This is a genomic window from Streptomyces sp. NPDC086787 (assembly GCF_044745865.1).
GTDB lineage: Bacteria > Actinomycetota > Actinomycetes > Streptomycetales > Streptomycetaceae > Streptomyces.
Window position 1 is genome coordinate 429,001 of the sequence record NZ_JBIVBC010000001.1, and the last position, 13,939, is coordinate 442,939.

Consider the following 13,939-nt stretch of genomic DNA (forward strand, 5'->3'; position numbering starts at 1 on the left):
CGGTCCGTGAGATCCTTGAGGTCAAGTGCCCGCCGACGGAAAGCCAAGTAGTGACCGCCACCGACCGTTCCATTGAGCTCATCAACGCCGCCGCCCAGGCGGCCGCCGACAAGCTCGCCCATGACGTCATCGCCTACGACGTCAGCGACGTCCTGTCGATCACGGATGCCTTCCTGCTGGCCTCCGCACCCAACGACCGCCAGGTCAAGTCGATCGTCGACGAGATCGAGGAGCGGCTCCTGAAGGAGCTCGGCGCCAAGCCGGTGCGCCGCGAGGGCGACCGCGACGCCCGCTGGGTCCTGCTCGACTACGTCGACATCGTCGTGCACGTCCAGCACAGCGAGGAGCGGGTCTTCTACGCCCTCGAGCGACTGTGGAAGGACTGCCCCGAGATCGAGCTGCCCGCCGACGCCAAGGCCACCCGCGGCAAGGCCGCGGAGCACACCAGGCTCCAGGCCGCCGAGGAAGCGGCAGGCCCGGACGGGGACTGGTGATGAGCGCCACCGGCGAGGTGACCGACAGCCGGAGCCGGGGCCGCCGGATCATCCTGTGGCGGCACGGCCAGACCGCGTGGAACGTGGAGCGCCGCTTCCAGGGCTCCACCGACGTCGCGCTCACCGAGACCGGCGTCGGCCAGGCCCGGCGCGCGGCCCGGCTGCTCGCCTCCCTGAAGCCCGACGCGATCGTCTCCTCGGACCTCCAGCGGGCCGCGAACACGGCCACCGAGCTGGCCGGTCTCACCGGCCTCGGCGTCACCCTCGACGAAGCCCTGCGCGAGACCTACGCGGGCGTCTGGCAGGGCCTGACCCACGAGGAGATCGTCGCCCGGTACGGCACGGACTACGCCGCGTGGAAGCGTGGCGAGCCGGTCCGCCGCGGCGGCGGCGAACTGGAGACCGAGGTCGCCGACCGGGCCGCTCCCGTGGTGCTGCGGCACGCCGAGAAGCTGCCCGAGGACGGCACCCTCGTCGTGGTCAGCCACGGCGGCACCATCCGCACCACCATCGGGCGGCTGCTCGGCCTGGACGCCCGCGACTGGGAGAGCCTCGGCGGCCTGTCGAACTGCTGCTGGTCCGTCCTCGGCGAAGGCGTCCGCGGCTGGCGTCTCCTGGAGCACAACGCGGGCACCCTCCCGGAGCCCGTCCTCGGCGACGACGACTGACCCGGATTTCACTTTCCGGCAGGTCGCAGGCTAAAGTTCTTCTTGTTCACCCCGCCGAGCGGGAAGAACACAGCGAGGGGCTATAGCTCAGTTGGTAGAGCGCCTGCATGGCATGCAGGAGGTCAGGAGTTCAATTCTCCTTAGCTCCACAGAAGCTCGACAGACGAGAATCCCGTCCCGCAAGGGGCGGGATTCTCTGTTTTACCCGGTCGGGTACGGATTCTCTCAGTAGGCCGGTTCCGGGCCGCGGTCTTCGGCACACTGTTGGTTGAGTCACCGGGCGCCCGGCGGCGTATACCTCTGCGGAGACGCTTCCGGCGCGCGGGTCGGTGCCGGGCGGTACTGAGGCGTCGCTGACCGTGTCGGCCCGGCCGTGGCAGAATCAAACGGCCGGAAGGGGGCGCGACCCGACGGGAGGAGTAGCGATGCCTGCGAGCATCCTGGAGGAGGTCGGCGTGTGCACGGCCGCTGGCCACATCTGGAGCTGACCCATGGGTGCACACAGGCGGAAGTGCGACTGGTGCGGGAGCGGTACCCCCATCGTCCGTGACATGGAGCCGATCAACCCCGACTACCAGTACTGGTGCGAGGAATGCGCGCGGGCGCTGATCATAAAGGGCGACCCGATCGAGACGTACCGCGAACTGGAGGGCGAGCCGATCTACGGCCGTCTCCTGGAGGAGCACTGCACGCTCAAGCGGTTCTACTCGTTCGTCACGGCCTGACCGGCCGCCACTCCGGCCACGCCCCGGCAACGATGTCCGGCCGACGCCACAAGGGCCAGCGCCAGAAAGACCAGCCCGGCCCCGCAGTAGAGCCCGGACAACGCGAATGCGACGCCGTCCTGGCGCAGTTCGGGCCGGCCGTGGCCGTGCGGCACCCACCACAGCGCGTACGAGCAGAAGACCAGCAGCGTGCCGAGAGCGGCCGCCCGGTGCCCGCGCGTCCACAGCAGCAGCACGAGCGGCACGCACCACACCCAGTGGTGTGACCAGGACACCGGACTGATCAGCAGCGCCGTCACCGAACAGACGGCCACCGCCCACGCCCGGTGGCCCCGCAACTCCGCCGCGACCGCCACCGAAAGCCCCGTCGCGGCCACCAGCGCCGCGAGAGCGGTCCAGAGGACTCCCGGGTCGGGCGTGTGCAGCAGACGCGCCAGAACGCCTCGCAGGGCCTGGTTGGCGGTCTCCTCGGCGTGCCCCACCCGGTCCGCGCGGAACACCGCCGAGGTCCAGAACCGCCACGAGTCGTGCGGCAGGACGGCCGCCGCGAGCAGCGTCGCCCCCGCGAACGTCAGGGCCGCTCCGCGCGCGTGCCGCAGCCACGGCCGCCCGTCGCCGCCCCCGAGCCGCGTCACCGCGCCGGTGGCGAACAGGAACACCGCGAACAGCGCGGGCGTGAGTTTGACCGCCGCGGCGAGCCCGATCCCCACGCCCGCCCAGCCGGCCCGGCCGTCGGGCGGACGGCGTGACACGTCCCACAGCACCAGGACGCCGAGCAGCAGGTTCACCTGTCCGTAGCGCAGGGTCGTCCACACCGGCTCGCACCACACGGCCGCCGCCGCGACCCACCAGACGCCCTCCACGCGCGCGTGCCCCACGAGTTTCAGCGACTGCCGCACGAAGACCACCAGCAGGGCGAGGTTCGCGGCGGCCGCCGCCGCGCGCAGGTGCGGGGTGTCGAGGAGGGTCAGCGGAGTGAACAGCAGGGCAGCGAACGGCGGGTACGTGGCGGGCAGCCGCGCGGCGGTCGTGCGCAGGTCGTACAGATCGTCTCCCGCGCGGACGGCCGCCCCCTCGGCCCGGTAGACCATCAGGTCGACCGTCGACACGTGCGCGGCCCGCTGGGCGATCCAGAACGCCGTGAAGGAGAACAGGCACGCCGCGACGGCGGCCGGTACACGAGTGCGGGCTGCCCAGGACGCGATCACGGTCACGAAGCCCGACACTAGCCCCCTAATCCGTACAGAACGGAAACGATTTGGTGCTGCACCCACTGGACCGTGTAATGTTGGCGTCGTCGCCGGGTGACACCGGCAGGACACAACAAGGGGCTATAGCTCAGTTGGTAGAGCGCCTGCATGGCATGCAGGAGGTCAGGAGTTCAATTCTCCTTAGCTCCACAGAGATCGAAGGCGGACCATCCGAAAGGATGGTCCGCCTTCGGCGTTTGAGGACCCTGCCGAAGCGCGCGAACGGCGGGTCACCCGAGCCGGGTGACCCGCCGTTCGCGCACTCAGCGGCCGAGGGCGCGGCGGCCGCGGCCCTGGGAGACGACCGGGAGATTGCGGGAGGGCGCCTGCGCGCGCGTGTCCTCCTCGATGCGCAGGGCCAGCGCGGGGCAGCGGCGCACCGCGCGCAGGGCCTTCGCCTCCGCGTACCGCGGCACCTTCGCCTGCGCGACGGTCGGGAAGCCGTCGGCGCCGAGCTGGAAGACCTCCGGGAGGATGTCCGCGCACAGGCCGTGGCCCCGGCACAGCGTCCAGTCCACGTAGATCTTCTGACGGCTGCCGCCGGTGTCCTCGGGCTCGTCCCCGCCCGGGAGGCCCGCGGGTCCCTTGCCGCCCTCGAAGAGCGGCAGAACGCCCTCCACGGGCCGTCCGCAGCCGTTTCCGAGGACGTGCGCGGCCAGGTCGTCCGTGAACGCCTTGATCGTGGACTCCAGGAACATCGCGGAGCCGTCCGGGTGCGAGCACGCGCCGCGCCGCTTCACGTTCTTGGCGACCTGCTTGAGTGCCTCCAGGGCGGCCGGACCGCCGCCGTTGAGGATGTCCTCCATGCCGCGCGCGGCGGCGGGCAGTCCGAGGTAGCAGGGCCCGCACTGGCCGGCGCTCTCGTCGGCCAGCCACTGGGCCACCCGCAGTGACTCGCCCAGCGGGCAGGTCTCCTGAGAGATCGGCAGAATGGCGCCGGCACCGAGGGCGCCGCCCACCGCGTCCAGGGAGTTGCGGGAGACGACCGCCTCGTTGACCGTCGCCGCGTCGATCCACTTGCCGTGGTAGCCGCCGGTCAGCACGCCCTGCGGCACCGGCGGGGCGCCGGCCAGCTGGAGGATGTAGCGCAGCGGCACACCGGTGGGGGCCTCGATCACCATCGGACGGGCGACGGCGCCGGAGACCGTCAGCATGACGGTGCCCGGCTCGTCGTACAGGCCGGTGTTGCCGTACCGCTCGGGGCCGATGCGGGCGGCGATCGCGAGCTGCGCGAAGGTCTCGGCGTTCGACAGCAGGGTGGGCGCACCGCCGACGCCGTTCTGCGAGGCGCTGGTCTTGCGGCCGGGCGGGATCGCCGGGCCGCCGTCGATCGAGCGGATCACCGACGCGGCCGCGCCGGTGACCATGCGGACCGGGTTGCGCTGCACGAACGCCTTCAGGGCGGAGCGGCGGCCGTTGCTCAGGCCGCGTTCGGCGAGCGCCTGCTCCATGGAGCGCTGTGTGGACTCCCGGGTGACCGCCACCACGAGCGTGCGGGCACCCAGGGCTTCGGCGCACAGCAGCGCCCCGTCCAGGATGAGGTGCGGGGCACGGTTGATCAGCACCGTGTCCTTGCGGCAGGCCGGCTCGTCCTCGCTGCCGTTGACGACGACGACCGGCCGTACGCCGCGCTTGATCGCCGCGTCGGCGACCGAGCGCAGCTTCTTGTGGAACGGGAAGCCCGCGCCGCCGCGGCCCTTGAGGCTGATCCGTTCGGCGAGCTGGGCGAGCTGCTCGCCGCCCAGGGGCTCAAGCGGCCCGTGCACCTTGAGGTGCATGGGCAGATCGAGTCTTTCGACAAGGTCGAAGCCCGACGTGAGCTGGGGAAGCCCGACCACGCGGACTTCCGGTACGTCGGGCAGGGCCTCGTTCACCTATAGCCTCCGGAAGGCGTGTTCCAAGGTTCGCCCGAACCCGGCGCGTCCCAGGACGTGTCGGGGGATGGTTCATTGGCGGGACCGCTGTTGTACGTGTCATTCGAGTTGTACGTGCCGTAGAAGGCATTCGTCTCACCGGTGTCGTACATGTCACGTCCGGCGTATCCGCCGGGGCCCGGATTGCCGTAGACGGGGATGGTGTATCCGGTGTCCTGGAGCGGGTCGTAAGCCGACGGCGGTGCCTCGCCGACCGGCGGCGGGGACGGGACCGGCCAGCTGCCCGAGGCGCCGGAGGAATCCGGGAAGGCGTCCATGCGCGCGGTCTGACCGGTGGCGAAGGGCTGCTGCTGGGGCCGCGAGGACGGCTGTACGGCCCGGTAGGCGGCCGCGAAGCCGGAGGCGGGTTCCTGCGCGGCGGCCCCCGCCGCGCTGTCGTACAGCGGTGAGGAGCCGGTGCGCGACTCGCCGCGCGGGCTGACGACGCCGTCGGCGTAGGCCGACCGCCGCTCGTAGCCAGCCGTCCCCGGCAGCGAGCCGGACTCGGCCACCCGGGAGCGGCTGGCGTCCAGTTCGTCCAGTTCCGGCCGCTCGGAGCCGCCCAGGACCGCGACGATCCGGTCGGCGACCTTGCGCTTGAACGGGCCGGGAGCGGAGCGCAGGGCGAGGGCGGCCATGACACCCAGCAGGGAAAGGCTGTAGAGGATCACGAAGATCGGCTTGGCCGCGCGACCCGCGTAGAGCCCGTGGACCAGCGCCGCGCACCAGGCCGGGTAGGCCAGCATGTGCATGGCCCGCCAGCGGGCCGCGACCGGGGCCGGGGTGGCGAAGTTGCTGCGCAGGGCACCGGTGACACCCACGAAGACCATCAGCAGGCCGGCCAGCGAGCCGAGCCCGATCAGGCCGCCGATGCCGGTGAAGCCGAGCGAGAACGGGATGATCGCGGCGATCAGCTGGGTGTGGTCGAGAGCGATCTTCGTGGTGATGTGGAGCAGCAGGAACGCGATCGAGGCGACCGCTGTCGTCCGGTGGACCGCCTGCCCGACGATCCGCTGGCGCGTGTTGAGGATGATCCGGTCCTGGGCGACCAGGCCCCAGATGACCGAGCAGCTGAGTGAGACGAGGGACAGCACGCCCGCGCCGAAGTTCAGGAACTCGCGGAACTGGCTGCCGCCGAGCAGCACGACCAGGGGTATGAGGAGCAGGACGGCAGCGGACGCCATCCCATAGGCCGAACGGCCTGGCTTGGGAAGCGAGCTGTTACTACGACGAGCGTTCATGGGGGCAACTCCGAGCAGTCCGGGAAAGCGGTCCCGCTTCCGAACTCTAAGCGGCGCCATACCGATCAGTACGAGCTTTGAGTTATTGCGTTGTTATCAAAGGACAATGAGACCGTTGCGATGTCCCAGTAGTGGCTGTTACGCGGAGTAATCTTTGACCAAGGTTCAATGTGATCTGTGTCAAACGGGCACGTGATCCACGCCGAAGAGGCATGTGATCTTCTGTCGAGCAGGCATACGGAAACGCGTCGCGACTTGCTCAACGCCTGCGGTACCCTGACGCCATGCGTGCCGTACGCCTTCTGCTTAGCGAGCCGCGCTGATCAGCCCCGACCGCCGGGCGAACCGGATGGTCGGCATCGGCGCGGCATCCCCTCCTGTGTGAGGGGATTTTTCGTTTCCAGAACTGTCGCTGGCAGAGACGACCGATGGAGCTTTGAGGATCATGAGCGAGACGAACCCCGCCGCCGCTGCTACGCCGGCGGAGGCCGCGCCGCACCGCTACACGGCCGCCACCGCGGCCGAGGTCGAGGCACGCTGGCAGGACTTCTGGGACGCCGAGGGCACCTACGCGGCGCCCAACCCCAGCGGCGACCTGGCCGGTGACCCCGCGCCGGTCGCGAGGCCCAAGAAGTTCATCATGGACATGTTCCCGTACCCGTCCGGTGCGGGTCTGCATGTCGGCCACCCCCTGGGCTACATCGCCACCGACGTCTTCGCCCGCTTCCAGCGGATGACCGGCCACAACGTCCTGCACACCCTGGGCTTCGACGCCTTCGGCCTGCCCGCCGAGCAGTACGCCGTGCAGACCGGCACGCACCCGCGCGTGTCCACCGAGGCCAACATCGAGAACATGAAGGCCCAGCTGCGCAGGCTGGGCCTGGGCCACGACAGGCGCCGGTCGTTCGCCACGATCGACCCGGACTACTACAAGTGGACCCAGTGGATCTTTCTGCAGATCTTCAACTCCTGGTACGACGACGAGGCGAAGAAGGCCCGCCCGATCTCCGAACTGATCGCCCAGTTCGAGTCCGGTGAGCGCGGTGTACCGGGCCACACGCGCGCGTGGAACGAACTGACCGTCGCCGAGCGCGCCGACGTCCTGAGCGAGTTCCGCCTGGCCTACGCCTCCGACGCACCCGTCAACTGGTGCCCTGGCCTGGGCACCGTGCTGGCCAACGAGGAAGTCACCGCCGACGGCCGCTCCGAGCGCGGCAACTACCCGGTCTTCAAGTCCAAGCTGCGCCAGTGGAACATGCGCATCACCGCCTACGCGGACCGCCTGCTGGACGACCTGGACGCGCTGGACTGGCCCGAGGCCATCAAGCTCCAGCAGCGCAACTGGATCGGCCGCTCCGAGGGCGCCCGCGTCGACTTCCCCGTGGACGGCGAGCACATCACCGTCTTCACCACCCGCCCCGACACCCTGTTCGGCGCGACCTACATGGTGCTGGCGCCCGAGCACCCGCTGGTCGACACGTTCACCCCGGACAGCTGGCCCGAGGGCACCCATCAGGTGTGGACCGGCGGCCACGCCACCCCGGCCGAGGCCGTCACCGCCTACCGCGCGCAGGCCGCCTCGAAGTCCGACGTCGAGCGCCAGGCCGAGGCCAAGGACAAGACCGGCGTCTTCACCGGCGTGTTCGCGGTCAACCCGGTCAACGGCGAGAAGGTCCCGGTCTTCATCGCCGACTACGTCCTGATGGGCTACGGCACCGGCGCGATCATGGCCGTACCGGCGCACGACACCCGCGACTTCGCCTTCGCGCGCGCCTTCGAGCTGCCGATCCGGTGCGTGGTCGAGCCGACCGACGGCCGGGGCACGGACACCTCCGCCTGGGACGACGCCTTCGCCTCCTACGACGCGAAGATCGTCAACTCGGCCGGTGAGGACGTACGGCTGGACGGCCTGGGCGTCACCGAGGCCAAGGCGCGCATCACGGAGTGGCTGGAGCGCAGGGGCATCGGCCAGGGCACCGTCAACTTCCGCCTGCGCGACTGGCTGTTCAGCCGCCAGCGCTACTGGGGCGAGCCCTTCCCGATCGTCTACGACGAGGACGGCGTCGCTCACGCGCTGCCCGAGTCGATGCTGCCGCTGGAGCTGCCCGAGGTCGAGGACTACAGCCCGCGCACCTTCGACCCGGACGACGCCGACACCCAGCCCGAGACCCCGCTGTCCCGCAACGAGGACTGGGTCAACGTCACCCTGGACCTGGGCGACGGCCCCAGGAAGTACCGCCGCGAGACCAACACCATGCCCAACTGGGCCGGTTCCTGCTGGTACGAGCTGCGCTACCTGGACCCGCACAACAGCGCCCGGCTGGTCGACCCCGGGATCGAGCGGTACTGGATGGGCCCGCGCGAGGGCATGCCGCACGGCGGCGTCGACCTGTACGTCGGCGGCGCCGAGCACGCCGTACTGCACCTGCTGTACGCCCGCTTCTGGTCCAAGGTCCTGTACGACCTGGGGCACGTGTCGTCGGTCGAGCCCTTCCACAAGCTGTTCAACCAGGGCATGATCCAGGCCTACGTCTACCGCGACAGCCGCGGCATCGCGGTGCCGGCCGCCGAGGTCGAGGAGCGCGACGGCGCGTACTGGTACCAGGGCGAGCAGGTCACCCGTCTGCTGGGCAAGATGGGCAAGTCCCTGAAGAACGCCGTCACCCCGGACGAGATCTGCGCCGAGTACGGCGCCGACACGCTGCGCCTGTACGAGATGGCCATGGGTCCGCTGGACGTCTCCCGCCCGTGGGACACCCGCGCGGTCGTCGGCCAGTTCCGGCTGCTGCAGCGGCTGTGGCGCAACGTCGTCGACGAGACCACCGGCGAGATCACCGTCTCCGCCGCCGAGCCCGACGAGGACACCCTGCGTGCCCTGCACAAGGCGATCGACGGCGTGCGCCAGGACCTGGAGAGCCTGCGCTTCAACACCGCCATCGCCAAGATCACCGAGCTGAACAACCACCTGACCAAGGCGGGCGGCGCGGTTCCGCGCCCGGTCGCCGAGTCGCTGGTCCTGATGGTCGCGCCGCTGGCCCCGCACATCGCCGAGGAGCTGTGGCGCCGCCTGGGCCACACCGACTCGGTCGTCCACCGGGACTTCCCGGTCGCCGACCCGCGGTACGTGGTGGACGAGACCGTGACCTGCGTCGTGCAGATCAAGGGCAAGGTCAAGGCCCGGCTGGAGGTCCCGCCCTCCATCTCCGACGAGGAGCTGGAGAAGGTGGCGCTGGCCGACGACAACGTCGTGCGGGCGCTGGCCGGAGCGGGCGTCCGCAAGGTGATCGTGCGCGCGCCGAAGCTGGTCAACATCGTCCCGGCGTAGGCGCGGGGCAGTCCCCTAGGGGCGGCCTCAGGGTTCGTTACGGGGCGGGTTCGGGGTTCCTCCGGAACTCCGGGCCCGCCTGTTGCGTTTACCGTGGAGAGCGAGCGGCCGATGCCGCACCGGGCTGAGGAGGAGCGGCGTGGAAACAGTCATCACCGTGTTCGCCCTGCTGTTCCTGATTTTCGTCGGCCTCGGCGGGTATGTCGCGGTCAAGGCGATCGGCGCCGCCAAGCGGGGCGTCGACCGCACCCTCACCCAGGCCCGCCGCACGGTCGAGGACCACACGCTGCGCGCCAAGTCCCTCGCCCAGCCCGGCCCGGCGGGCGAGATCGCCCAGCTGCGGCTCACCCTGCGCACCTCGATGCGCGCCACCCAGGACGCGCTCCAGGCGGGCGCGACCGAGGACCAGTCGCTCAAGGAGTCCCTCGGCCTCTTCCAGCGACTCAGCGCATACGGGCACGAACTGGACGACGATCTCAAGCGACTGGAGTCCGAACCCGACCGGGCGACGCTCACCGACCGGCTCCCCGACCTGCGCCGGCGCACCGAGCGCATCACCCAGTCCGCGGACTCCCTGCGCTGGGCCGTGCGCGACCGCGCCCAACGCTTCGTGGACGACGACCTGGACACGCTGAGCGCACAGATCGACATCGAGGCGGGCGCGCTGCGGCACTGGACGGGCCCGGAGGCCGAGCCCCGGCCCGCGATCACCCCGCCCGGCCGTGGCCCCGCCTACTCCTGGCAGAAGAAGGCCCGCCCGGAGAGCACCACTTGATTCCGGCCGGTCCCGGCCCAGGTGAGAGGCCCGGACTGCCGTCCGTGCGCCACGGCAGGTAACCTCCAGCTCATGTCCCGCCATGTCGCGATCGTCACCGATTCAACGGCCTACCTGCCGCCCCGGACGATGGAGCGCCACGGCATCACCGCGGTGCCCCTGACCGTGGTCCTGGGCGACGAGGTTCTCGAAGAGGGCACCGAGATCTCGACCCGCTCCCTGGCCCAGGCCTTGCAGAAGCGGCGCTCGGTGACCACGTCCCGCCCCAGCCCGCAGGTGTTCGCCCAGACCTACCGCGAGGTCGCCGAGGCCGGCGCCACCGGCATCGTGTCGCTCCACCTCTCCGCCGAACTGTCGGGCACCTACGACGCCGCGGTCGTCGCCGCCCGCCAGGCGCCCGTGCCGGTGCGGGTGGTGGACACCGGGATGGTCGCGATGGCACTCGGCTTCTGCGCGCTGGCCGCGGCCGAGGCCGCGGAGGCCGACGGCACCGTGGACGAGGCCGTCACCGCCGCGGAGAAGCGGGCCGCGGGCACCTCCGCGTACTTCTATGTCGACACGCTCGACTATCTGCGCCGGGGCGGCCGGATCGGCACCGCCCAGGCCCTGCTCGGCTCCGCGCTCGCGGTGAAACCCCTGCTGCGACTCGACGGCGGCCGCATCGAACTCCTCGAAAAGGTGCGTACGGCCTCCAGGGCGATCGCCCGTCTCGAGGAGATCGTGGCCGACCGGGCGGGCGGCGCCGAGGTCGACATCGCCGTCCACCACCTCGCCGCCCCCGACCGGGCGTCGGCCCTCGCCGACCGGCTGCGCACCCGGGTGCCGAGACTGGCCGACCTTCATGTGAGCGAGGTCGGAGCGGTGATCGGGGCGCACACGGGGCCGGGGCTGCTGGGGGTTGTCGTGTCGGCGAGGTGAGAGCCGCCGCCGAGCCGCGCTTCACTCGTCCGGGTGTCGCAGTTGTCCACAAGTAGGCGGCGATCCACGGGATTTAACCAAGATCATCGTGGATCGGCGGAATGCCCGATGCTCGTCGCATGGCACTTCGAGCACACCCACGAGCACACTCGCGTTCCCGCGTCCCGTCCGCGACCAGCGGCCCCGGCCGGGCTCCCGCCTCCGACGGCCGCACCGCACATCGCCGCCCGCCGAGCCGACACCGCGCCCGGCCCGGGACCGAACCCGCGGAGGACCTGCGCCGTCGCGCGGAACTGCTCTTCGGTGAACAGGCCGTGCGGCGGCGTGAGTCGGACAACGGACCACCGGCCACCGAACCGGAGCAGTGCCCGTCCGAGCCCGGGAGCGAGCCCGCCCCGCCGGACTGGAGGCAGCGGACCGGGCTCGCGGTGCGGGAGCGGCTTCCGCTGTGGTTGCAGACCAGGTGCGGGCTGGAGAGGCGCGGTGTGGTGGCGCTCTCGGCGCTTCTCGTCCTCGCGGCGGTGCTCGCCGCACAGCACTTCTGGACCGGTCGCACCCAGTCCGTGAGCGCGCCACAGGTGGTGCGGGCGAACGCACCCCACGGCGAGGAGAACCAGCCACAGCCGCGGCAGGGCGGCGGACCGTCCAGGGCCGCCGGGCCGGAGATCGTGGTGGACGTCAGCGGCAAGGTCCGTGAGCCCGGCATCCAGCACCTGCCCGCCGGCTCCCGGGTCGCCGACGCGCTCCGGGCCGCCGGCGGAGTGCGCGCGGGCACCAGCACCGAGGGCCTCAACCGCGCCCGCTTCCTCGTGGACGGAGAGCAGGTCGTCGTCGGCGGCCCCCGGCCGGCCACGGGAACCGACCCGGCCGGTTCGATGTCGGCCGCGGCGGGTGCCCCGGCCCCGGCCGCACCGGTGTCCCTCAACACCGCGACCGCGGACCAACTCGACACCCTGCCCGGAGTCGGCCCCGTGCTGGCCCGGCACATCGTCGACTACCGCACCCAGCACGGTGGCTTCCGCTCGGTGAACGAACTCCGCCAGATCAACGGCATCGGCGATCCGAGATGTCAATGCTAATCTATGGACATGACTCCAGAGCGTGCCGTACTCCTCCTGCGGATCAGCTACCGCAAGCCGGAGGACGAAGACGAAGGCCAGATGAGCGATGTCGAGCGCCGCCGTGCCGAGTTCTCCAAGGGCATCGGCAGGCAGGAAGAGGACGCCCGGGCCCTCGCCAAGCGCCTTGGCTGGACCATCGCCAAGGTGATCCCGGAGGACGACACGTCCGCATTTAAGCGCCGAAAGATCAAGCTGCCCGACGGGGCCACGGCGCTGCGGACCGTGCGACCCGGGTTCCGCGCGGCTCTCGAAGGGCTCGCCTCGGGCGAGTTCGACGGACTGATCGCCGACGACCTCGACCGCGTGGCCCGCGACCCGCGCGACATCGAAGACCTGATCGACGTGGTGGAGTCCCGTCGGCCCCGCATTCCCGTCGAGTCCGTGACCGGCTCGCTCAGGCTGGCCAACGACGCAGATGTCACGATGGCCCGGGTGATGGTCGCCGTGGCCAACAAGTCCAGCCGCGATACTGCGCGCCGAGTCGGGCGCAAGCATGAGGAGCTGGCGTCCGAGGGCAAGCCGGGCGGGGGAGGGTTCCGCGGCTACGGCTACAGCACTGAGGGTCATGCGATCGTCGAGGACGAGGCGAAGATCCTCCGTGAGATCGGCGACCGCATCCTCGGCGACTGGGAAGGCTGGGCCCCCGAACAGCGGGCGAAGATCGATCCGGAGATGGGCGAGTCCCTCAACTCGATCGCCGCAGACCTGCAGCGCCGGAAGGTTCCCACTGTCATGGGCGTCGCCTGGTCGGGGCGCAGCGTGGGCTCCATCGTCTCCAAGGCCTCCGTCGCAGGCCTGCGCTCCCACAAGGGCGAGGTCGTCGGCAAGGCCGTATGGGACGCCATCATCCCGCCGGAGCGCTGGGAGCGGATCTGCGAGCGGCTGGCCATGCGTGCGGGGGATACGGACCTCACGCTGCAGCGGTGGCTCAACGGCGTGCTGCGCTGCTCGCAGTGCGGTCACCTGCTGTCCGGCAGCCACGGCAACGGCGGCCCGCGCTACTGGTGTGACCGCAAGGGCGGGGGCTGCGGAAAGATCGCAGTGAAGGCGTCGTTCGTCGAGGATGAGGTCGAACGCCAGGTGCTCGAACTGCTCGGCAAGCCACGAGTCCTGGAACAACTGCGGACCGTCGCGGACACCGACACGACGGACGAGGCGCGTGCCGAGCTGGCCGCAGACGAGGCGCAGCTGAAGGAGCTCGCCGGCGCGTACGCCCGCCGCGAGGTCACATTCGCCGAGTACAAGGAAGCCCGCAGCATCATCGAGAAGCGGGTGAAGGAGTCCCGCGCGCTACTGACGTCGAGGGCGCCGATGGTGCTGCGGCGCCTGCTGGCCGGGGATGTAGCGGCCGGGTGGGGCAGGTTGACGCCGGCCGACAAGCGCGAGGTGGTGCTGTCTCTGCTGCCGGGGTACGAGGTGCTGCCGCACGATCGGAGCTACGGCAACAAGTTCAACCCGGCCAGGCTGGTGCCGATGGACTGGCCGAAGCCCGACGCCTGACTGGTACGT

General features: G+C 70.8%; 11 protein-coding genes and 2 tRNA genes. 10 read left to right on the forward strand and 3 right to left on the reverse strand.

The genetic code is table 11. The features are described from left to right. Positions 1-50 precede the first annotated feature (50 nt). The 4 genes from rsfS to ACIPK3_RS01905 all read left to right on the forward strand — a co-directional run bounded on the left by rsfS (position 51) and on the right by ACIPK3_RS01905 (position 1,887). Positions 51-494: a ribosome silencing factor gene (rsfS, locus tag ACIPK3_RS01890; RefSeq protein WP_402565715.1), complete on the forward strand. Its 444-nt coding sequence runs from the start codon at positions 51-53 to the stop codon at positions 492-494. Beyond that, positions 494-1,162: a histidine phosphatase family protein gene (locus ACIPK3_RS01895; protein WP_402565717.1), complete on the forward strand. Its 669-nt coding sequence runs from the start codon at positions 494-496 to the stop codon at positions 1,160-1,162. The genes rsfS and ACIPK3_RS01895 overlap by 1 nt, the downstream gene beginning before the upstream one ends. Before the next feature lie 76 nt (positions 1,163-1,238). After that, a tRNA-Ala gene (locus tag ACIPK3_RS01900) sits at positions 1,239-1,311 on the forward strand. Between the two features lie 342 nt (positions 1,312-1,653). After that, a complete protein-coding gene (locus ACIPK3_RS01905) occupies positions 1,654-1,887 on the forward strand; it encodes a hypothetical protein (protein ID WP_006136074.1) in 234 nt (77 codons plus the stop codon). Here ACIPK3_RS01905 and ACIPK3_RS01910 read toward each other — a convergent pair. Beyond that, positions 1,866-3,101, reverse strand: a complete 1,236-nt coding sequence (locus tag ACIPK3_RS01910) for a glycosyltransferase 87 family protein (RefSeq protein WP_402565719.1) — start codon at positions 3,099-3,101, stop codon at positions 1,866-1,868. The two genes, ACIPK3_RS01905 and ACIPK3_RS01910, sit on opposite strands and share 22 nt — an antisense overlap. Before the next feature lie 113 nt (positions 3,102-3,214). On the opposite strand from ACIPK3_RS01910, the gene ACIPK3_RS01915 reads away from it, so the two are divergent. Then, a tRNA-Ala gene (locus ACIPK3_RS01915) sits at positions 3,215-3,287 on the forward strand. Positions 3,288-3,400: 113 nt separating this feature from the next. Here ACIPK3_RS01915 and ACIPK3_RS01920 read toward each other — a convergent pair. Together ACIPK3_RS01920 and ACIPK3_RS01925 are read right to left on the reverse strand one after the other, a co-directional pair. After that, entirely contained in the window at positions 3,401-5,011 is a 1,611-nt protein-coding gene (locus ACIPK3_RS01920) for an NADH-ubiquinone oxidoreductase-F iron-sulfur binding region domain-containing protein (RefSeq protein WP_402565721.1), read from the reverse strand. Continuing rightward, on the reverse strand, positions 5,008-6,234 hold the full coding sequence (locus ACIPK3_RS01925) for a cytochrome b/b6 domain-containing protein (RefSeq protein ID WP_402565723.1): 1,227 nt from the start codon (positions 6,232-6,234) through the stop codon (positions 5,008-5,010). Before ACIPK3_RS01925 ends, ACIPK3_RS01920 begins: the two co-directional genes overlap by 4 nt. A 502-nt stretch (positions 6,235-6,736) precedes the next feature. Between ACIPK3_RS01925 and leuS the strand changes: the two genes are divergently transcribed. The 5 genes from leuS (at position 6,737) to ACIPK3_RS01950 (ending at position 13,930) form a co-directional block, all read left to right on the forward strand. Next, complete coding sequence (leuS, locus tag ACIPK3_RS01930; protein WP_402565725.1) at positions 6,737-9,616, forward strand: leucine--tRNA ligase; 2,880 nt, start codon at positions 6,737-6,739, stop codon at positions 9,614-9,616. Positions 9,617-9,755: 139 nt separating this feature from the next. Beyond that, positions 9,756-10,391, forward strand: coding sequence for a hypothetical protein (locus ACIPK3_RS01935; protein ID WP_402565727.1), 636 nt, complete (start codon positions 9,756-9,758; stop codon positions 10,389-10,391). Positions 10,392-10,463: 72 nt separating this feature from the next. Next, positions 10,464-11,309, forward strand: coding sequence for a DegV family protein (locus tag ACIPK3_RS01940; protein ID WP_402565729.1), 846 nt, complete (start codon positions 10,464-10,466; stop codon positions 11,307-11,309). 119 nt (positions 11,310-11,428) lie between these two features. Then, the gene (locus ACIPK3_RS01945) at positions 11,429-12,388 is read left to right on the forward strand and encodes a helix-hairpin-helix domain-containing protein (protein WP_402565731.1); all 960 of its coding nucleotides are present in this window, start codon (positions 11,429-11,431) and stop codon (positions 12,386-12,388) included. 9 nt (positions 12,389-12,397) lie between these two features. Next, a complete protein-coding gene (locus ACIPK3_RS01950) occupies positions 12,398-13,930 on the forward strand; it encodes a recombinase family protein (RefSeq protein WP_402565733.1) in 1,533 nt (510 codons plus the stop codon). The last annotated feature ends 9 nt before the right edge of the window (positions 13,931-13,939 follow it).

Coding starts and splice junctions, on each gene's coding strand:
- ACIPK3_RS01945 (WP_402565731.1), top strand. CDS start 11,429: ATGGCACTTCGAGCACACCCACGAGCACACTCGCGTTCCCGCGTCCCG.
- ACIPK3_RS01950 (WP_402565733.1), top strand. CDS start 12,398: ATGACTCCAGAGCGTGCCGTACTCCTCCTGCGGATCAGCTACCGCAAG.
- ACIPK3_RS01905 (WP_006136074.1), top strand. CDS start 1,654: ATGGGTGCACACAGGCGGAAGTGCGACTGGTGCGGGAGCGGTACCCCC.
- ACIPK3_RS01925 (WP_402565723.1), bottom strand. CDS start 6,234: ATGGCGTCCGCTGCCGTCCTGCTCCTCATACCCCTGGTCGTGCTGCTC.
- ACIPK3_RS01895 (WP_402565717.1), top strand. CDS start 494: ATGAGCGCCACCGGCGAGGTGACCGACAGCCGGAGCCGGGGCCGCCGG.
- leuS (WP_402565725.1), top strand. CDS start 6,737: ATGAGCGAGACGAACCCCGCCGCCGCTGCTACGCCGGCGGAGGCCGCG.
- ACIPK3_RS01940 (WP_402565729.1), top strand. CDS start 10,464: ATGTCCCGCCATGTCGCGATCGTCACCGATTCAACGGCCTACCTGCCG.